Below are 18,919 nucleotides of genomic sequence, written 5' to 3'. Positions count from 1 at the left end.
CGATTACGACACTGGTGCCTGACGGGTCATTTGCGTTTGATTAGCGTAGATCCCCCAGAGCACAGCCAGCAAGAACGCGTACATCATTACGCCGCTGTTGTGCGTTAAAAATGCTTGCGATAATCCAAAGTCCATAAAGGTAACCGGTAGCAGCACGCCCGCTGTTGCAACCGCACGCGTCGCTAAATCTTTTGCATTTATTTGTTTGGCAAATAAATGCATGGGTACTAGATAAAGCGCTAACAGCACGGCAAAACCAAGTACGCCCCGCTTTGCAAACGCGTCTATAAATTCATTATGCGCGTGCCCATACTGAGTGACCTGCTGTTCAATAATCCCTTGCTCGCCCAGTGTTTGCATTGCCTGTACGTAGCCTTGCGTGCCCCACCCTGTGAGTGGCTTTTCCATTATTAAATGACTGGCGCCCCGCCACATTTCAAAGCGAGCACCTAACGAATTAGTGCGGTTCTCACCACTTATATAATTATTGAGATCGTAAAAGGTGTAGTGCACCCTATCCTGAACCCCTGTTTGAGGAATCAAGTAAACAGTCAGGCCCGCTGCTATAACAGTGCCAACAATGGCGAGCTTCATCCAGGTAACAAAGAGGCTTCCGTAAGCGCGGTAGAGTATAAGTAAAACGATGGGAAAACCTACCCAGCCGCCACGGCTACCAGAAAAAAGCGACCCAAGCACACCGCCAAAAAAACCGGCAAAGAGCAGCGTTATCCATAGAATACGATGCTGGCGCTGGGCATGCGCCCACCCCAGCCCCGCTAAGCAGAGCACACCTAACAGCATACTTAAATTGCCAAACTGAATAACGTGCGTAAACCCTTGCGCTCTTTCAATACCTTCGGCCAGTTTTTGCCAGCTTGCCCAGCTTCCTGCGCTTATTCCTCCTAACGCAATACCGGTCCATACAACACTTAAATGGGGCGGGTAGCGTAGCACCCACCATAGTGCAGGCACGGCCAATATAAAGCGTACAGGCTTATCGATTCCGCTACTGCCTTGTCCATCCCATAACGCTTCGGCCATACCTACTAGTGCATAAGCGCATAACACTGCCACAATCAGCCAGTCTTCACGGGCAAGCGCTGGGAGGTGCCAACGCAACAATAAGCAAAGACCCGCTAGCATTAAAACAGCGGCACCTAGTGAGTAACCGCTGGGAATAATGAGTGCAATGCTGACCAGTAGGAAAACAGCGGCATCCGTTAGCATCACAGAAAACGAGCGAGACGCACAGGGGTCGTGCATATTCATTGCAGGCTTCAAGACAAGCACCCTTCGATAAGCGCTGCTATAAACGGCAGCAGAAAGAGCGCGAATGCTACCACAATTAAAACCTGTCCAAGAAAAGCATGCGTGCTCCCCAAGCACCCCGTGCCGCTTTTTGGCTTGCAGCCTTACAATATGCCCACGGACTTTCGCGGGAGAGAATCTGCTCTTTTTAGGTTCAGGTATGGTTAACCATCGCGTATTGCTGCCAGCGCCATGTGTCTAACAACATCTCATCGAGTGATTTTTCAGCGTGCCAAGACAAATCCTCCTCGGCTTTAGCGACATTAGCCCAAAAAGCAGCAAGATCGCCCTGGCGTCGTGGCGCAAATTGATAAGGAATATTGACCCCCGTTACCTCTATAAAACTCTGCACCATATTGAGTACCGAGGTTCCACACCCAGTACCCAAATTGTAGTAATTCACTCCTGGCGCCTCCAATACACATAATGCAGCACGGTGCCCCTTGGCGAGGTCGACAACGTGCAGATAGTCACGCATGCAGGTGCCGTCCGGGGTTGGGTAGTCGTTACCAAAAATCATGACGTGTGGAAGCACTCCCGCTGCTACCTGGCTGATATAGGGCATCAAATTATTAGGCGCCCCTTGGGGAGACTCACCAATAAGCCCTGTAGGGTGTGCTCCAATAGGATTAAAATAGCGCAGCAGAACGACAGACCAATCCGGGTCGCTTGTGTGCAAATCTTCAAGTACTTTTTCAACCATTCCCTTGGAAACGCCGTATGGGCTTGCCGCGATACCTCTTGGCATATTCTCCAGGTAAGGCACCTCTGACTCGGGTCCATATACGGTTGCTGATGAGCTAAAAATCAGCTTCTTGACGTTGGCTTGCTGCATGGCCTGGCACAAACATACCGTGCCATAGACGTTGACTTCATAATAAGCCAAAGGCATGCGGACGCTTTCTCCCACTGCCTTTAAGCCTGCACAATGAATCACCGCATCAATCGAATTTTCAGCAAAGACAGAAGCCAAAAAAGCAGTATCGCGGATATCGCCCTCGTAAAATAAAACCGAGCGCTGTGTGATCGTCTTTATACGCTCGATAACACTGTGTTTACTGTTGCAAAGGTTATCGACAATAATCACTTCAATGCCAGCATGAAGCAGTTCTACGGCGATATGAGAGCCGATATAACCTGCACCGCCCGTTAACAACATCATCACAACATCTCGTTAATACGCATTTTTATGCTTGAATCCCTTAAAAATCGTCATACAGATAATTTTCAAATCCAGCCAGATGGACCAGTTATCGATATACCATAAGTCGTACTCAACGCGTCTTTGCATTTTTTCCAATGTATCAGTTTCGCCTCTTAACCCATTGACCTGCGCCCAACCCGTAATACCGGGTTTTACCTTATGGCGCCGCATATAGGATTCGACAAGCTCTTTGTAATACTCATTATGGGCGAGTGCATGTGGTCGTGGCCCAACTATCGACATTCTTCCTTGTAACACGTTATAAAATTGCGGTAATTCATCTAATGAGGTTTTACGCAGAAAAGCACCTATCGGCGTAAGGCGGCTGTCTTCCTTGGTCGCTTGGGTCACGACCCCCCGCTTCTCTTTATGAACCTTCATTGAGCGAAATTTATATACTTTAAAAATCTTACCGCTTGAGCCAGTTCTGTACTGTTTAAACAAGACAGGTCCTGGCGATGTCATCTTAATGATCACGGCGATAACGGCGCATACCGGCAAAATCAGAAGCGTAATGAGTGTACCCAACACAATGTCCTCAGCACGTTTAGAAAAACGTGCCATGCCGTTTATGGGCGACACACTCAGGTCAATCACCAAGTGCCCAGCCATTTCGCTAGTACGATGATTCAGCAAACGCATATCTTTAAAGTCAGGAATTAGTCGAATATCCTCGGTATGGTTCCTGAGCGCATAAAACAGAGCATGTACTGTTTCGCCCATCTCCAGCGGAGCACAAATCCATATTTCAGCGGCGCCAGAGCGGCCAATCCTATTCGATATGTTTCTTAGTTGATTATCCGTAGGGGTTGATGTTGTATGAAAGCGCTCTACCCCTGCGATAGAGTGCCCTTCCCAAGCAGCGGCCCTCATTCCTTTGGCAACCTTAAGCACGTTTTGACCAGGGCCCACTAAAAATATGGGCCGTCGAGCCCCTCCACGAAGACGAATACTATGCAGGCCAAGCTGCACAAGCACCCGGGCGATTGCGGCCAGCATAAAGGAACTCAGCAGCGTGAACCCCACCCATAACCGAGAGTAACGCTCCGACGCATCTGCAAAATATATAATTGATGTAACAACGATCCCCACGGCAAGCCATACAAATAGTAACTTACTGAGTAAGTCTATCGTGGAGGATACGCGCCAACGTTTATAGCTGCCTGTGGAGCTATTAACCATTACGACTGTTAGCGATATACATGTCAAAGCGAGAACATATCGTTCATGCAAAGCGATGGTGTCAAACCTCAGCAGATAGACCCCTACCCCGCAAAGAAAAATAATCAGTATATCCAGCACTGGGAATATGACTTTTGGCGGGAAGCGTTCTGAGAAGGCTATACCTTTTTTTTGTCGATTAGTTGCGCCACCCATTTATTCACCATCCCATTTAAGGTGTTTTTTAATATAATCCAAAGGGGAAATGTGATTTTTTTTGCCATAGCTATCGTTGAAAAAAACAAAGGCTGATATATACACAAATAGAAAACCAATTATATTAGTGGATTTTGTTGTGTAGGACTCAGTTATATTTGAGATCAAAAAAAGCATTAAAAATGCGAAGCAAACGATCACTTCTTTAAATTCTAAATTATCATTTTTTATAAATTTCTTCATAATTAAATAAAATATAATCCCGTATAAAACCACCCCTAAAAAGCCACCCTGAACAACGATATCAATATAGCCGTTATGAGCATCTTCCGGAAAAAAATCTCCCATCCCCTGAATCGGGCCAAACAAGTAAAAGTTTTCCTTTGTCCAAAAGCCATCCAATCCATAACCAAACCAAAAATGCACGCCATTTGTATGTGTGAGCGCAAAATCCCAAATAGTAAGACGTCCCGTTAGAGACAAAAAATTACCATAAATGCTAATCCCATCATCACCTGAAAATAAATCAATCACTTCTATATTCATAGCGATAAGTAAAGAGGCTATTAGAAGCTCTGCAGCCAGGATCGTTATAAATGCCTTTTTATATAAATAGTTGCTTTTCAGCACATAATATATCAACCCGAACGCAAACGTAATTAAAGCGACTAACACTCCTGTAGCCAGACCAGTGCGTGACCCTGTATTTAAGGTGACGATGACAGCAGATACCAAGGCAAAAAGAGAATACAGCTGTACAGCTCGATCCTTGCTATAAAACATTAGCAGCATAGAGAATACCATCAGCAGTGCGCCTACTCTTCCCAGTGCATTTTTCTGATCGTAAATACCCTTCCAGTCACCTTCAAACTTTCCAACTTCTAACCCAATATGGGGTAAAAACTCGGACACAGCGATGTTGGCTATTAGTAATAAAAAAAGTGACACAACCAGCGTTTCAAGAAACGCCAGCAATGTTAACTTATTAGCCGTAAAAGCAGCCATCACAACAACAAAACTATAAGCGATGACCTTGATTACTTCCATTCCTACGTCGCCAACAAAAAAACCAGTCACCAACATATAGACAAATAGGGCCGGAAAAAGAAAAACCCAAGGGCTTAAAACGATACCTCTGGCGAAAATTAGAATACCAAAGTATGCCAATATAATAAGCATCAAACTATACTGCTGCCAAAATGATAAAATTCTATCATCAATACTTCCGCCGCTTAAAAAAAACCAGCCTCCCAGAAACATTAATGTTACATTAATTTTTTTCATTCAACTCTCATTTCCTGAGTAGTTAGTTTTCTGAAAACAGGTCCTTTTGCACAGTCGTTCAACTACTTAAATAGTTTTCTTTTAAGTCTTTCTGCAAAGCTCATCTTCCAGCCTTTGCCCCAATGGTGTATTAAATAAGTATTTTTTTCTATATAGCTATACATAAGCTGCTTTCTATCATGTACCTTGGCATAGGGATTATAAGGATAAAAGCAAGGCCAGGGTAACAGTTCAATACCTGATGCATCTTTCTCCACACATATATTGGCCACTTCTGGCGCTATCAGGAAAGGTTTGTTCCTGCGGTGCCGGCTTTCAATAAGATCAATAGCATTATGGAAAAAATGGTGGCCCGCTATACCTCCCAATACAGCAGTATTGAGCCGACCTTCATCTTCATAACCTAGAAAGCAGTCATGCTTTAATAGAGGTGCTACGCTTTTAACGGCTTCAATATCTACGTCGAGGTATACCCCGCCATGGTCACGCAACGCTACCATCCGCATATAGTCTGAAAGGAACGCCCACTGTTTTTTTTTCAAGCAGGAAGCGATAAAGGGGTGGGTACTATCGATAGAGCTTTCATTCCACTCCATGATTTCAAAATCAGGCATAGCTTGGCGCCATGTCTCAACACATTGTTTATACAATGAGGACATTTCACGCCCACCAAACCAACAATAATGAATTTTCTTGGGTATCATAAATTACTCTATTTTATTACCAAATTTGATTAAAAAATAAGGATAGTCTTTAAAGTAGCGCTTTGACAGGCGGCGCGGCTCTTTTAATAGACGATAAAGCCAACGCAGATGAAGTTTATTTAGAAGCCTTGGATAGTATTCATCGCCACGTGCTTGCACTATCTGGTCCAGATAACCACCGCAGGTAAAGCCAGTCCCCTGCCACCCCTTTGCACGAGCATCTAGCAACACTTGTTCTTGTTTTCCTGCTCCCATACCTACAATCAAAATATCAGCAGATACGACCTTATCCAGGCAGCTTTGATAGGCGTCCTGATTAGCAAAATAGCCCGACTCAGAAAACAGTATCCTTAAGCCAGGATATTTATTTTCCAGCAAACTTTTTGCCTGTCGAATGTTTTCTGGTGTTCCTCCGACCAGAGCGATAGATAAATTATTATGACAGGCATACTGAAAAACAATGGGTGCCAAGGAGGTATCATCAAAACTAGTGCGCTTAATAGATTTTTTTTTGAACAATCGAGCATAGATAACAATTGCAATACCATCAGCCAGAAACTTTATCTTCTGACATTCTGATGCCGTCAATGACTGGCATACTACGCCAAGCGAGTATGGGTTTATAAAGCTGTAATTTTCTCCCAACTTAAAAAGGAATTTCTTTTCTATTTTGATCATCACCGTATTCCTGGTTAATAATTAACACTTCCTACGGAAGTTCAAAACATCACGCCAATCGATAATAATAAAACCAAACCTTTTATGAACAATATACACAGCCAGAAAGTTTTGTATTACCAAACATAAAAGAAGTGAGTATGCGGCGCCCTCTGCACCTAGCCTCGGAATTAAAATAACAGAAGCGGCGCCCGCCGCCAGCGCTGAATAGACGAGAATGCTTCTTGCTGCTTTTTGATTATCGGTCATTAATAAAAACAACACAACCGAGCCTGTCATTACATTGACTAACTGCGCGATAACCATAATACGTAATACACCTTCACCTGAGGTATATTCAGGACCAAAAAAGGATAGTATCCATTCGGGCCACACCAAAAAAACAATTGAAGGAACAAGTGAAAAGCAAAACATCTGCAGAGCACTTTTTTGCCCCAGCAGCTTTAGGGCTTGTAGGTCATTTTCATGATGCAAGCGCGAAAACCGAGGCCCCAAAATACTGTCGTACACCGTTAGAATAAACCCAACGACCATTGCTACTCTTAAGCCAAGGCTAAATATCGCTACTTGACGCTCGGTTTCAAAAAGGCCTAGAACAATGCTTAACCCCCATTGAGTATAAAAAAATATAACACCTACCAATAAAAAATCAGGCAAACTACCATAAAACTTTTTATTAAATGTTATTTTATTTGTAGAAAGAAGACCACTTCTCTTATAAACACTTATTACCAACCCAACCGCAATTGATAGGTATATTGCTAGCACGACTGACAACATCGACATTAAATGAACAACATTTAATGTAACTTCTAATAGCATTGTAAAAATGGCAATCATGAGGCTAAGCACAATTGAGATGCAGCCTATTTCAAATAAGCATGAAACATTAGCTCTTCCCCACCCCTTTAGAATAAAGTTACATAGGTAAATAATGGTGTATAAAGGTGAAACAAACGCAGTTATCCTTAAACTTGATACCCCCAAATCATGGGTAGAAAAGAACCACTTGGATACGATAGGTGCCAATAGCCATAACAAGATAGCCAACAAAGCACTAACTATCAGATTTATAATAAAAGCTTGCTTATAAATCCAACGCACTTCGTTTCTGCTATTATTTGAAAGTGCAACGCCCATAAATTTCAGTGTTGCTCTATCAGTACCTATACTGGCAAACACCTGTAAGCCAATCATAATAGAAAAACATATCATGAAAGAGCCAAAATCCTGAACGCTTACTCGTGTAGCGAGCACATAGGAGAGTAAAAAAGTGCCACCCGCGGCCACCCCTCTCGCAGCAAATGTCGTTAATAACTGATTTTTAACCAAACTCATAGGTACTCTTTATAAAGTTATCGACAGGTAATTAAGCAACATATTTTATATAGCATATTTTTTTCGAGCATTATGGTCACGGGTTTGAACCAAGTATCATAACCTACCCTCCTGCCGCTAATAAAGCTTAAGAACAACCGGTTTTTTTTTATAGAGCGCATGCACGAGCTAGAAAGGCTCGACGCTTGCACTTCCGCTTTATTGATAACTTCTTTACTCGCCAACAGACTAAAGCTTACGAAACAAATTTTTCTGAGCTAGCTGAAGTCTCCCGATGAGGGTTCTTTTTTAAAAGTATAAAAAAACCGGCCTCAAAAGAGGCCGGTTCTATTAGGTCTGCTAGGCAGGTTACTCTCAAAGCAAGGTTATTAAACCAGGCTTAGAAGAAGTAACGAACGCCTGTCAGCCAGTATGCATCATCAGTCAGGTTATCAACCTGACGACGAGTGCTGTTGTCGCTGCCGCTACCAGCTTTGGCATCGTTATCGTTAACTTCCACGAACACGTCCATAGCGCTGGAAACTTTGTAGTAACCACCCAGAGACCAAGCTTTGCTGCTGTCCTGGCCGTCACGGTTGATGTTGTAGAAGTCACCCGTGAATGCCCAAGGACCAGTGGTGTAGGTAGCACCTAAACCAACAGTGTTGTAGCCATTTTCGTCTTTCGCGCGCATGCTATCTTTGTAGCCTTGGTCGTTATTATTTTGACGATTTTCGTAACCAAGACGTGCAGAGAACTGGTCGGTGAACTCGTACTGACCGATCAGGCCGTACATCATTTCACCGTTACCGCCGCCACGGCGTACGTCTTCAACAAAACCCAGACCTACCGTAACAGGGCCGTTCTCATAACGAACACCACCTTGCGGTGCGATAACGTTACCTTGTTCAGAGACAACGCCGTCTCCGCGATCAAGAACAACGCCATCCGGCTGACCAACTTCACGCAGGCCACGCTCGCTGTAGTTTTTTAGCTGCAGGAAGGCAGTGAAACCAGACAGTTCAGGCGTGTAGTAACCAATGGAGTCGCCACGTGACTGTTTGCCGTTACCAGCGAAGTGCAGGCCATTGTTGATGTAAACATCGAACGGCTGGGAAACAAACTGCAGGTAGAAGCTATCGAAGTTACCCGCTTGGAAGGTACCGTACTGCTGGCTCTGAATACCCAAGTAGCTCTGACGCAGCTCGTCAAAGCCGCTATCAGCGTCTTCCCGGCTGTTGGCTTTAAAGCGCCACTCAAGACGACCAAACGCGGTCATGTCGCTAGTGATCGCTTGGCTCATGCGCAGACCAAGACGAGAACCAACGTTGACGAATTCAGCGCTACGGTTAATACGCTCGCCATCATTGTTGTACTGCGCGCCACCACCTTCAACACCCAGACCAATACGGCCATAGATATCCAGCTTGGTGCCGTCCTGGTCATATACGGTAGCTGCTTGAGCGGCAGCCGTGGCGCTCAGGGCACCGATGATAGCAGTCGCTAAAAGTGTCTTTTTCATGATATAGGTTCCTTAACTAGCTTACTGTTTCGATCGTAGCTGCCGGGCTTATATGGGCCTTCAGCAGTTGGCTCGCGGGCCGTGCTCGTTTTCTCATCCTCTGGTTTTTCCCAGTGGTATGTGGCACATCCTCAAACAAACCTTGTTATAGTCCAATGCTCGCACGTCAAACTCTATACCGGGATTTCAGTTAACGCAATAAAAAAAACAGTGTTTTTTTATGAAATAAGCAATTTTGAGGAACCCCACCAGCGTAATCAGGTCTCAGCGCGCTTTGAACCTTTGCTGTAGGTCTTTTAATTTATCTTCCATGCTCAACGGCTTTTCTTGTCTAACCTTATCCGCCTCTTCACCCTTGGCCTGGATGGTTTGCGTCGTTATCGCCGGTATTGAGAGGTGGGCACTCTTTTTTTCTAAGGGCTTTCCTTGTGGCGTGTGCTCTACACGCTCTGTTGCCTCTACTCTTTTTTGTTTAGCCTTACGCTTCTCCGCAGCGTGCAAAGCTGCTTCTTTATCTACCTTTCCGGCCAACTGGCCATCCAGATCAATACGCTCTACCCCTTCACGTACTGATTTTAAATAACGCGGTAAATTCACGTAATTAGCCAAGGCGCGGCGAATCAGCTTTCCTGACCAGGGCTCGCGCGCCGCCAGGTCTTGATGAATACCGACTTTTAAGGGTTTCGTGTGGCCTTTGAAAAAGGTATCCGGGTAACGCTTATACCACTCTTTTAGAAGGGCATGAGGCGACGGTGGCTGCGCATCATGAGCAGCCAGGGCTTCAGCTACATCTGCTTCGGGATTTGAATTTGCTGACACTGGGCGGGGCGGCTCAACCGTAGGCTGAGCCAATGTCACCTGTTCTGTGCCTTCATGCACGCCATCCGTGTTTGCTTTTTGACTCGGCGCACTGGAATCGTCGGGCGTTTGTTGCTGCGTAACTGCTTGCGTTGCGAGCTGCTCTTTTAACTGCACGTTCTCCCGCCGTAGGGCTTGCAACTCTACTTGAGCCTGCTCAAGGCGCGACTCCAGGCTGTCTAATAACTGCATTACGCTGGCGGCCATACCTTCTCCTTTGACCTTTTTTTAGTCAGCAGTGCGCTCATAAACTACAAAATCGTACGCTGGCTTGCCTTCAGAAGGTGTTCCAGCCACACGCTGCACTTCCCGCCACTCACCTGCTGCCAATGCGGGGAATGCAGCATCACCTACCACTTCAATATCTACTTCTGTGATGTAAAGCCGCTGTGCAAACGGTAGCGCTTGGCGGTAGATCTCTCCTCCCCCCATCACCATAATTTCTTCAGCCGCATCAATCGTTGCCTGCTGGTCTGCCAGTGCCAAAGCGGCGGGCAAGTCATGACAGACGCGAACACCATCAGGTGCGAACTCATTATTATGCGTTACGACTATATTAAGCCGATTCGGCAGCGGCTTGCCAATGGAGGCGTAGGTTTTGCGCCCCATGACCAACGGTTTTGCCTGAGTCATACGTTTGAAGAATTTAAGATCTTCCGGAAGATGCCAAGGCAGCTTACCATCCACACCAATAACACGGTTTTTGGACATTGCTACAATCATGGCAACAGGGACTAAAGATTCAAATTCATTGCTGGTAAGGCTCATACCGCTACCTTGGCTTTTATATGGGGGTGGGTGTCATACGCTTCGATGTGAATATCATCAAAAGTAAATGCAAATAGATCATTCACCTCAGGATTCAGCACCAGCCGAGGCGGTACTTTCGGCTCACGCGTGAGCTGCTCTTTCGCTTGCTCAAAATGGTTGCTATAGAGATGTGCATCCCCCAGCGTATGAATAAACTCTCCCGGCTCAAGCCCCGTTACCTGCGCCACCATCGCCAACAGTAGCGCGTAGCTTGCAATATTGAACGGTACGCCAAGAAAAATATCGGCACTGCGTTGGTAAAGTTGGCAGGAAAGGCGCCCATTTGCTACATAGAACTGAAACAGACAGTGGCAAGGCGGTAGTTTCATTTCATCAACCTGAGCAGGATTCCAGGCAGAGACTATCAACCGGCGCGACTGTGGTGTGGTACGAATTTGCTTCAATACGTTGGCAATTTGGTCGACGCTGCCTCCTTTAGGGCCAGGCCAGCTGCGCCATTGATAACCATAAACAGGGCCAAGATTGCCGTGTTCATCCGCCCATTCGTCCCAGATGCGTACGCCGTTTTGCTGTAAATAGGCAATATTGGTATCGCCTTTCAGAAACCACAAGAGCTCATGGATAATAGAGCGCAAATGCAGCTTTTTCGTCGTTATCAGTGGAAAGCCGCGTGATAAATCAAATCGCATTTGATGACCAAACACCGAGCGCGTGCCCACCCCGGTACGGTCGTCGCGGTCTACGCCATGCTCCAACACAGTGCGCATTAGATCCAAATACGGCTGTTCAAGCGCAGGTTGAGCGCTGGCATTCATCGTCATATTTGATGTAGGCGTGGTAACAGTCACAGAGTTTCCAAAATTGCAGGCTATATAGAGGCGTATTCTAGGCCGCTTGGCTGCGAGGGTCTAGCGCGAGGGGTTAATGACTGATGAAGCATCCGCAAGGCGTAAGGAACAACGCCCATTGATACCTCGTTCACCTTGGCACCTCATTTACCCTTGCGCCCTTACCCCTGCACCGCTGCGCGGTGCTCTCGCGGGTGCGCTGCGCTTACCACGCGCTACAATTTCACCTAACGCTTTGATTATTTAAATGTGGCGCGTGGTAACGCGTCGTGAGGAACGAACGGCAAGGCACCCGCGGGAGGTGGCGGAACGACGCCCATTGGCACCTCCTTTACCCTTGCACCGCTGCGCGGTGCTCCCGCGGGTGCGCTGCGCTTACCACGCGCTACAAATTGGCTAACTTTTTGATTATTCGGGTGTACGCGCCGTTGCTTTGGCGCTTACTTCACCACTAACGTTTATACCTTGGCATCCACCGGTTGCGAGCGTGACCATGCCATAAGCACTAATCCTAGCGCGACCATGGGCACTGTCAGCAACATTCCCATGGTGACCCATCCGAATGCAAGATAGCCAATATGCGCGTCGGGCATGCGGACAAATTCAACCAGGAAGCGGAATGCGCCGTAGCCGAGTAAAAACAGCCCTGAAATAAATCCTCGCGCGCGAGGTTTGGCAGATACCCACCACAAAATCACAAACAGCACCAACCCCTCAAGCAGGCCTTCGTAAAGCGCTGAGGGATGGCGTGGCTCTGGCCCCATCCCGGGGAACGGCATCCCCCACGGCAACGATGTTACTCGCCCGGGAAGCTCATGGTTAATAAAGTTGCCCACTCGACCAGCGCCCAAACCAATGGGAACCAGCGGAGCAATAAAATCCGTCAGGGTAAAAAAGGCAAGCTGCTTGCGGCGCGCAAACCACCAGGCTGCCAGCAGCACACCGAGCAATCCGCCATGAAAACTCATGCCGCCATCCCACACCCGGAAGATCCATAGCGGGTCAGCCGACCACTGCCCTAATCCGTAAAAAAGTGCATACCCCAGCCGTCCACCAGCGACCACACCTATCGCACAGTAGAATATCAGGTCACCAATATCGTCTTTAGTAAGCCCTATCCGAGAAGCTCGCCGACAGCCCAACCACCACGCGGCGATAAACCCCACGACATACATAAGGCCGTACCAATGCACTTGAAGCGGCCCGAGGGAGAACACCACAGGATCAATTGCTGGGTAATTAATCATTGAAATACTCTAATTACGGAGGAAGAAGAAAGTTACTATGACCATTACTACATCGGTTAAGCCAAAACGAAGCGTAGACCGACCACGGCCAACAACAGCGCAAAGCACAACCTTAATACATGAGCAGGTAGCACATGGGCCAGGCGAACGCCAACACGCGCAAATGGCACGCTGGTGACGACAATGCCAAAAAAAGCAGGCCACATCACAAACCCGGTGGCCCAGGCAGGCAAGAGGGGATGACCCCACCCCATTACAATAAAGGTAATGGCGCCCACTAATGCGATAGGCAGCCCGCATGCAGCAGAGGTACCTACGGCTTGTGTCATGGTGGCCCCACACCGAGACAACCATGGTACCGTCATTGCGCCGCCGCCGATGCCAAATAAAGCGGATATGGCGCCTACTATACCGCCGGCCACGACCATCGCAAATTTTCCTGGGGCAATAGAGTCTGGCTTGGGCGATAGACCAAAAACCATCTTGGTTGCTAACAGCAGAACAAAGATGCCAAAGAGCGTGCCCAATACGCCACCCGAAAGACTACCCGCAATAAACACGCCGCCAATGGCGCCCACCATCAAACCCGGGAGCAACGCTAGAAACCAGGGCCGATAAATACTTCCTTGACGAAAATGCCCCAGCGCAGAGGAGGCCCCGGTGATGACAATAGTGGCCAACGACGTGCCTACGGCAAGATGCATGGTGATCTCTGGCGGTATGTTTTGCAGGCCAAATGCAACGACCAGCACCGGAACGATAATAATCCCACCACCGACACCAAAGAGCCCCGCCATCGTACCTGCAGCCGCGCCCAAGGCTAAGTAACCCAGCAAGATAGACATCACACTCATTGGCCAAGTGCCTTGATTGCGCTATCGGGCAGCCATTTGGAAATCATTCCCAGTAGTTTTTCAGGTTGATAAGGCTTGGTGAGCAAGTCATTCATACCTGCTTTTTTGCATCCGGCAATGCCTGCATTGTCCGCATTGGCCGTTAGCGCAATCAGGATGCTAGGGCGCTTTCCGCTTGCCTGTTCATAAGCCCGCCAGCGCCGGGTGGTTTCCAAGCCATCAAGAGTAGGCATAAAAATATCCATAAATACTAAATCAAACGAGGTAGATTGTTGGCGCTCAAGCGCTTGTTCGCCACTACTTACACCCTCGACATCTAACCCGTGAACTTCCAGCATTTGCCGCGCCAGCATCAGGTTAACCGGACCATCATCAACCACAAGCACGCGTAAAACGTGGTTTGATACTGTATTGGCAGGTGTCACGTCATCTTCATTAACACTTTGATAAACCAGATTGGTCAGCAACGTGCGCACATCCGCCAAGTGCTCACGGATATCCACGACCTGATGGCGACACTGCGAACATTCGTCACTTTCCAGGATGCGTCCTAAATGCTCATTCAAGTCATCAGTTTCACGCTGAAGCAGTGTTAAGTAACCTGATTTTAAACGTGACTCTTCTCGAGCCCGGTCACGCCCGGCAGCAAGTCGCTTTAACTGCTGCTGTTGATGGTGAATATCATCCAGCAGTGCCTGATCTTCTTTTACTTGCTCGGTGGGGTGGCGTGATCGCTGAGCGCTTTCAATATAGCGCCCAAGCCCTGAAAACATTTCATTCATTTGGGCCAGGCGTCTCAGCGGTCGAACAGGCGCCCTGCTGATTTCAGGCAGGGTGTGCTTTTTGTCAGGCAACATTTGCAAGACACTAAAACGCAGCGACTCACTATGCCGTTCAAGCTCGTCCAGTTCCTGTATAAAATAGGCCTCTTCCTGTTTTGTGCGTACTTTAACCAGCATCAGAAAGGCGGATACATTCATGGAACTGCCCAATAGCAGTGCAAGCGCCATCCACAAGGTGGTGCTCCATGGCGCCTGTGTAGGCGACATCCACCAAACGGCGAGTCCAACCAGCATGCACAGCACGATTAACGCTGCCTGGATAAGCAATATTGGCCAGAGAATAGGCCAAATGATGGCGTTCCAGAAATGCTCTTCGCGATTGCGTTGCATGCGTTCGCGCCTTCCTGATTGGCTAGAGACAATTCACCCCGATGAGGTGATGAGTGTTACGTTACTCGCACAAGTGTACGACGATGCCCTTAAGCTGTCATGCTGAGCTTGTTGATAATGACCAACGCTGAGGACTCACTATGTGCTTGATGGCATTCGCCTGGCAACCTGGCACAGCGCTGCCCTTACGCTTGGCAGGTAATCGTGATGAACTTCATGTCCGGCCAACGGCGCCTTTAGGCTATTGGGATGATGCACCCTCCATTTTAGGCGGGCGTGACCTTGAAGCAGGCGGCTCATGGCTTGCTGCCACACGAGGCGGCAGAGTCGCGGCGCTTACCAATGTACGCGACCTTGCGATGATGACACCAGCCGATGCGCCCAGTCGAGGCGAACTTGTCGCTAATGCGCTTCAGTGCAGCAATATTGAGCAGTGGCTAACCGACCTTGCTCACCATAAAGCTCAACGCTACGCAGGGTTTAATTTGTTAGTCGCCACCACAGAGCGACTTTGGTATCTCCATCGCGGCCAGCACGGCATTACGCTCTGCGATGTGCCGCCCGGCGTGCATGGCCTTTCCAATGCGGAATTGAACACTCCCTGGCCAAAAGTGCAAAGCGTGCGAGAAGCACTAGCGCAAAGCTCGCCGGATAACTGGCGCTCCCCTTTGAGCCAAGCGCTGCATAATGCTCAACAAGCGCCGGACTCCCAGCTACCCAAGACAGGTGTTGAGCTTGCGCTTGAGCGAAGGCTTTCTGCTGCGTTTATTCTGGGCGAGACTTACGGCACGCGCGCCACGAGCTGGTTAACGCTTGATCACCAAGGCCATATAGACATCACCGAGCAACGCTTTGGGCCCATGGGTCGTTTCAAAGGCGAAACGACCCTGGCCATATAGTGAGGCAGCAGCATTAATCGCGTGGAGGCAACAGATGCGAAAGCTGCCACTCGTCCATGCGCTTATTAAGATGCTCGTGTACCTGGGAAGGCGTATCCAGGTTCATGATTTCAGCCAGTAGAGTTTTGGCATCATGAAGTGTCACGCGTCGAATGGCCGCACGCACCTTGGGTAAGCTGGGGGCGTTCATTGAAAGCGTGTTAAACCCCATAGCCATCAATAACAGCGCCCCCGCTGGGTCACCGGCCAATTCGCCGCATAAAGAAATGGGTTTATTAAGCCGTTTGGCATCCTGGGAAAGTTCCTGCAGGGCGCATAAAAGTGCTGGATGCATCGCATCATAAAGGCTGGAAACCCGTGCATTGTTACGGTCAACTGCCAGCAAATACTGGGTTAGATCGTTACTGCCCACAGAGAAGAAGTCGACCCGCTTTGCCAGCGCATCCATTTGATAAATAGTCGCTGGCACTTCAATCATCACGCCCACTTTGGGACGTTTTATGATGATGCCCTCTTCCCCCAGTTCAATAATCGCGCGATCCAATAGTCGCAGCGCCTCATCCACTTCCTCGACATTGGTAATCATCGGGAAAAGCACATAGAGGTTGTTCAAACCATGGGAAGCTTTCAGCATGGCACGCAGTTGCACCATGAGCACTTCAGGATGATCCAGCGTTACCCGCATCCCGCGCCAGCCTAGAAAAGGATTGGCTTCTTCAATAGGGAAGTAAGGCAGGTCTTTATCGCCCCCAATATCCAGCGTACGCATCACCACGGGCAAGGGCGCAAACCCTTCCAATTGCTCGCGATACATACGCATCTGTTCTTGTTCGCCGGGGAAGCGCTCAGTAATCATAAACGGCACTTCCGTACGATAAAGCCCAACACCTGCAATACGGCTTTTAAGCAGTGCGGTGGCATCTACCGCTAGCCCCGTATTGACCATAAGCGGCATTTCATGGCCATCCGGGGTCGTACTGGGCAGGTCCTGCTCATGCTCCAGAAGCTCGCTTAACGCTTGCTCTTCCGCAATTAAGCTTTCATAACGCGACGTCAGCTCAGCCGACGGACGAACAAACAGCCGCCCACGGTGACCATCCAACACAACCGGTGCGCCATTTAAGCGTGGCAATGGTAAATCCATCATGCCCAGCACCGTGGGGATCCCCATAGCACGGGCGACAATGGCAACGTGCGATGTACCTGAACCTCGCACAGAAACCAGCCCCTTGAGCTTCTCTCGCGGCACTTCGCCCAACATGGCGACACTAATTTCATCGCCCACTAAAATGGCATTATCGGGGTAGGTTTCGGGCGTTGAAGGTGCCCCCTCTTGCAAATGGGCTAATACCCGGCGGCCTAAATCACGAATATCCGCAGCGCGCTCGCGGAGATAATCGTCATCTACCCGCTCCAGATATTGAACGTGGCGTCGCACCACATCGGCCAGCGCACCTGGCGCCCATTGCCCTTCACGAATACGCTTTTCGACCTCTTCAGAAAGGGCTGCTTCACCCAGCATTTGCTGGTAAACATCAAAAAGCGCCAGTTCCTGGGTGGAGATTCGACTGGCTAGCCGCTCGGCCGCTGCACGAATTTCATCGCGCGTTTTACCGATCGCCTCTTTTAAACGCGCAATTTCATACGCTTCATTATTGGGAATAAGGTCTGGCACGCTATTAAGGTCAGCCGGTGGCGTAATAACGACCACCTCGCCCATGGCAATACCAGGTGACGCCGCGACCCCTTTAAACATGGCCTGCCCGCCCGGTAATGCAGGCCGCGCAAGGTTACCCGTTGCCAGCGCATGAGCCAGCACGCCTGCCAACTGAGCGGCCATGGTGACCAGGAAGGCTTCATCTTGATCATCATAGCGGCGTTTTTCAGCTTGCTGAACAACCAGCACACCCAGCATATGGCGCTGGTGAATAATCGGGACGCCTAGAAAGCTGGAATAGCGCTCCTCACCGGTCGCTTCAAAATAGCGAAAATGAGGGTGGAGCCGTGCGTCTTCCAGGTTCAAGGGCTCGCTGCGCTTGGCTACCAGGCCCACCAGCCCCTCCCCTAACGGCAGCACAACGTGTCCTACCGCTTGAGTACGCAGACCAATCGTTTCCATTAAAACGAGCGACTCAAGCTCTTTATCATAAAGGTAGAATGAGCACACATCGGTCTGCATGGCCTTACGGATACGACGCACCATCGTCGACAGCGCGACGTCCAGGTTGCGTGCACCATTTACTTCCTGAATAACACGACGCAATACCTCAAGCATGGACGTTTTACTTTTCACATTGTTTGCCTCGCTGAGGATCTTTTCGACAGACTTTCACCGCTCATCCAGAGCCGTGGAGCACGTTATCTTTCATCATCTTGTGCCAAGCGCTGAACGCGGGGAGAAAGCTCTCTTAGCGCGCGCCGATACACCTCTCGTTTGAACGGTACCACTTGCCCGAGTGGGTACCAATAGCTCACCCACCGCCAACCATCGAATTCAGGTTTGGGCGTTGCCGTCATACAAATTCGATTTTCCTGACAGCGAATTTTTAGCAAATACCATTTCTGTTTTTGGCCAATACACACTGGCCGTGAATGGGTACGAATCATGCGTCGTGGTAGACGGTAGCGCAGCCATCCCCGGGTACAGGCGATAATATCAACATCATCGGCGGTTAGGCCGATTTCCTCAAAAAGCTCACGAAAAAGAGCCTGTTGCGGTGTTTCGCTTGCGTTAATGCCTCCCTGGGGAAACTGCCACGCATTCTGTCCTACACGACGCGCCCAAAGCAGCTGCCCCTGGCTGTTGGCAATTATAATGCCAACATTGGGGCGAAAGCCGTCAGCGTCGATCACGGACATCACCTTATTAAATTTTC

The 18,919-nt window shown here is 48.7% G+C and carries 17 protein-coding genes; 1 reads left to right on the top strand and 16 read right to left on the bottom strand.

All coding sequences use genetic code 11. The annotated features are described in order from the left end of the window. Window positions 1-3: 3 nt before the first annotated feature. The 14 genes from CZ787_RS02315 to CZ787_RS02250 all read right to left on the bottom strand — a co-directional run bounded on the left by CZ787_RS02315 (window position 4) and on the right by CZ787_RS02250 (window position 15,144). On the bottom strand, window positions 4-1,269 hold the full coding sequence (locus tag CZ787_RS02315) for an O-antigen ligase family protein (RefSeq protein WP_087105765.1): 1,266 nt from the start codon (window positions 1,267-1,269) through the stop codon (window positions 4-6). A gap of 193 nt (window positions 1,270-1,462) precedes the next feature. After that, complete coding sequence (gene galE, locus CZ787_RS02310; RefSeq protein ID WP_217883832.1) at window positions 1,463-2,473, bottom strand: UDP-glucose 4-epimerase GalE; 1,011 nt, start codon at window positions 2,471-2,473, stop codon at window positions 1,463-1,465. 9 nt (window positions 2,474-2,482) lie between these two features. Further along, on the bottom strand, window positions 2,483-3,889 hold the full coding sequence (locus CZ787_RS02305; RefSeq protein WP_087105761.1) for an undecaprenyl-phosphate glucose phosphotransferase: 1,407 nt from the start codon (window positions 3,887-3,889) through the stop codon (window positions 2,483-2,485). After that, entirely contained in the window at window positions 3,890-5,173 is a 1,284-nt protein-coding gene (locus CZ787_RS02300) for an O-antigen ligase family protein (RefSeq protein WP_087105759.1), read from the bottom strand. A gap of 62 nt (window positions 5,174-5,235) precedes the next feature. Further along, window positions 5,236-5,877, bottom strand: coding sequence for a glycosyltransferase family 32 protein (locus tag CZ787_RS02295; protein ID WP_087105757.1), 642 nt, complete (start codon window positions 5,875-5,877; stop codon window positions 5,236-5,238). A 3-nt stretch (window positions 5,878-5,880) separates the two neighbouring features. Continuing rightward, entirely contained in the window at window positions 5,881-6,555 is a 675-nt protein-coding gene (locus tag CZ787_RS02290; RefSeq protein WP_087105755.1) for a WecB/TagA/CpsF family glycosyltransferase, read from the bottom strand. Between the two features lie 21 nt (window positions 6,556-6,576). Continuing rightward, window positions 6,577-7,893 carry a polysaccharide biosynthesis C-terminal domain-containing protein gene (locus CZ787_RS02285; RefSeq protein ID WP_087105753.1) on the bottom strand — a complete coding sequence of 439 codons (1,317 nt, stop codon included), beginning with the start codon at window positions 7,891-7,893 and terminating at the stop codon, window positions 6,577-6,579. Between the two features lie 379 nt (window positions 7,894-8,272). After that, window positions 8,273-9,394, bottom strand: coding sequence for a porin (locus tag CZ787_RS02280; RefSeq protein WP_087105751.1), 1,122 nt, complete (start codon window positions 9,392-9,394; stop codon window positions 8,273-8,275). A gap of 264 nt (window positions 9,395-9,658) precedes the next feature. After that, window positions 9,659-10,459 carry a ProQ/FINO family protein gene (locus tag CZ787_RS02275; RefSeq protein WP_087105749.1) on the bottom strand — a complete coding sequence of 267 codons (801 nt, stop codon included), beginning with the start codon at window positions 10,457-10,459 and terminating at the stop codon, window positions 9,659-9,661. 21 nt (window positions 10,460-10,480) lie between these two features. Continuing rightward, window positions 10,481-11,020 carry a dihydrofolate reductase gene (locus CZ787_RS02270; RefSeq protein WP_087105747.1) on the bottom strand — a complete coding sequence of 180 codons (540 nt, stop codon included), beginning with the start codon at window positions 11,018-11,020 and terminating at the stop codon, window positions 10,481-10,483. Continuing rightward, window positions 11,017-11,844 carry a thymidylate synthase gene (locus tag CZ787_RS02265; protein ID WP_419866531.1) on the bottom strand — a complete coding sequence of 276 codons (828 nt, stop codon included), beginning with the start codon at window positions 11,842-11,844 and terminating at the stop codon, window positions 11,017-11,019. The genes CZ787_RS02270 and CZ787_RS02265 overlap by 4 nt, the downstream gene beginning before the upstream one ends. Window positions 11,845-12,329: 485 nt before the next feature. Next, entirely contained in the window at window positions 12,330-13,118 is a 789-nt protein-coding gene (lgt, locus tag CZ787_RS02260; RefSeq protein ID WP_087105745.1) for a prolipoprotein diacylglyceryl transferase, read from the bottom strand. A gap of 56 nt (window positions 13,119-13,174) precedes the next feature. After that, the gene (locus tag CZ787_RS02255; RefSeq protein ID WP_087105743.1) at window positions 13,175-13,972 is read right to left on the bottom strand and encodes a sulfite exporter TauE/SafE family protein; all 798 of its coding nucleotides are present in this window, start codon (window positions 13,970-13,972) and stop codon (window positions 13,175-13,177) included. Next, the gene (locus CZ787_RS02250) at window positions 13,969-15,144 is read right to left on the bottom strand and encodes a response regulator (protein WP_087105741.1); all 1,176 of its coding nucleotides are present in this window, start codon (window positions 15,142-15,144) and stop codon (window positions 13,969-13,971) included. The genes CZ787_RS02255 and CZ787_RS02250 overlap by 4 nt, the downstream gene beginning before the upstream one ends. A 140-nt stretch (window positions 15,145-15,284) precedes the next feature. Here CZ787_RS02250 and CZ787_RS02245 point away from each other — a divergent pair, with 140 nt between their 5' ends. After that, window positions 15,285-16,043 carry an NRDE family protein gene (locus CZ787_RS02245; RefSeq protein WP_087105739.1) on the top strand — a complete coding sequence of 253 codons (759 nt, stop codon included), beginning with the start codon at window positions 15,285-15,287 and terminating at the stop codon, window positions 16,041-16,043. Window positions 16,044-16,056: 13 nt separating this feature from the next. Here CZ787_RS02245 and ptsP read toward each other — a convergent pair whose 3' ends face one another. Together ptsP and CZ787_RS02235 are read right to left on the bottom strand one after the other, a co-directional pair. Next, window positions 16,057-18,318 (bottom strand): phosphoenolpyruvate--protein phosphotransferase, encoded by a 2,262-nt coding sequence (gene ptsP, locus CZ787_RS02240; protein ID WP_087105737.1) that lies wholly within the window; start codon window positions 18,316-18,318, stop codon window positions 16,057-16,059. Between the two features lie 83 nt (window positions 18,319-18,401). Next, on the bottom strand, window positions 18,402-18,896 hold the full coding sequence (locus CZ787_RS02235) for an RNA pyrophosphohydrolase (RefSeq protein WP_087105735.1): 495 nt from the start codon (window positions 18,894-18,896) through the stop codon (window positions 18,402-18,404). Window positions 18,897-18,919: the final 23 nt, after the last annotated feature.

It is taken from the genome of Halomonas citrativorans, assembly GCF_900163645.1.
Taxonomy (GTDB): Bacteria; Pseudomonadota; Gammaproteobacteria; order Pseudomonadales; family Halomonadaceae; genus Vreelandella; species Vreelandella citrativorans.
This window is presented reverse-complemented; position numbering and strand designations above follow the sequence as displayed.

Excerpts from the sequence above, each read along its gene's own strand:
- CZ787_RS02285 (WP_087105753.1), bottom strand. The coding sequence starts at position 7,893 with ATGAGTTTGGTTAAAAATCAGTTATTAACGACATTTGCTGCGAGAGGG.
- CZ787_RS02245 (WP_087105739.1), top strand. The coding sequence starts at position 15,285 with ATGTGCTTGATGGCATTCGCCTGGCAACCTGGCACAGCGCTGCCCTTA.
- CZ787_RS02275 (WP_087105749.1), bottom strand. The coding sequence starts at position 10,459 with ATGGCCGCCAGCGTAATGCAGTTATTAGACAGCCTGGAGTCGCGCCTT.
- CZ787_RS02300 (WP_087105759.1), bottom strand. The coding sequence starts at position 5,173 with ATGAAAAAAATTAATGTAACATTAATGTTTCTGGGAGGCTGGTTTTTT.
- CZ787_RS02305 (WP_087105761.1), bottom strand. The coding sequence starts at position 3,889 with ATGGGTGGCGCAACTAATCGACAAAAAAAAGGTATAGCCTTCTCAGAA.
- lgt (WP_087105745.1), bottom strand. The coding sequence starts at position 13,118 with ATGATTAATTACCCAGCAATTGATCCTGTGGTGTTCTCCCTCGGGCCG.
- CZ787_RS02255 (WP_087105743.1), bottom strand. The coding sequence starts at position 13,972 with ATGAGTGTGATGTCTATCTTGCTGGGTTACTTAGCCTTGGGCGCGGCT.
- CZ787_RS02315 (WP_087105765.1), bottom strand. The coding sequence starts at position 1,269 with ATGAATATGCACGACCCCTGTGCGTCTCGCTCGTTTTCTGTGATGCTA.
- CZ787_RS02270 (WP_087105747.1), bottom strand. The coding sequence starts at position 11,020 with ATGAGCCTTACCAGCAATGAATTTGAATCTTTAGTCCCTGTTGCCATG.
- CZ787_RS02280 (WP_087105751.1), bottom strand. The coding sequence starts at position 9,394 with ATGAAAAAGACACTTTTAGCGACTGCTATCATCGGTGCCCTGAGCGCC.
- CZ787_RS02265 (WP_419866531.1), bottom strand. The coding sequence starts at position 11,844 with ATGACGATGAATGCCAGCGCTCAACCTGCGCTTGAACAGCCGTATTTG.
- CZ787_RS02295 (WP_087105757.1), bottom strand. The coding sequence starts at position 5,877 with ATGATACCCAAGAAAATTCATTATTGTTGGTTTGGTGGGCGTGAAATG.
- CZ787_RS02250 (WP_087105741.1), bottom strand. The coding sequence starts at position 15,144 with ATGCAACGCAATCGCGAAGAGCATTTCTGGAACGCCATCATTTGGCCT.
- CZ787_RS02290 (WP_087105755.1), bottom strand. The coding sequence starts at position 6,555 with ATGATCAAAATAGAAAAGAAATTCCTTTTTAAGTTGGGAGAAAATTAC.
- ptsP (WP_087105737.1), bottom strand. The coding sequence starts at position 18,318 with ATGCTTGAGGTATTGCGTCGTGTTATTCAGGAAGTAAATGGTGCACGC.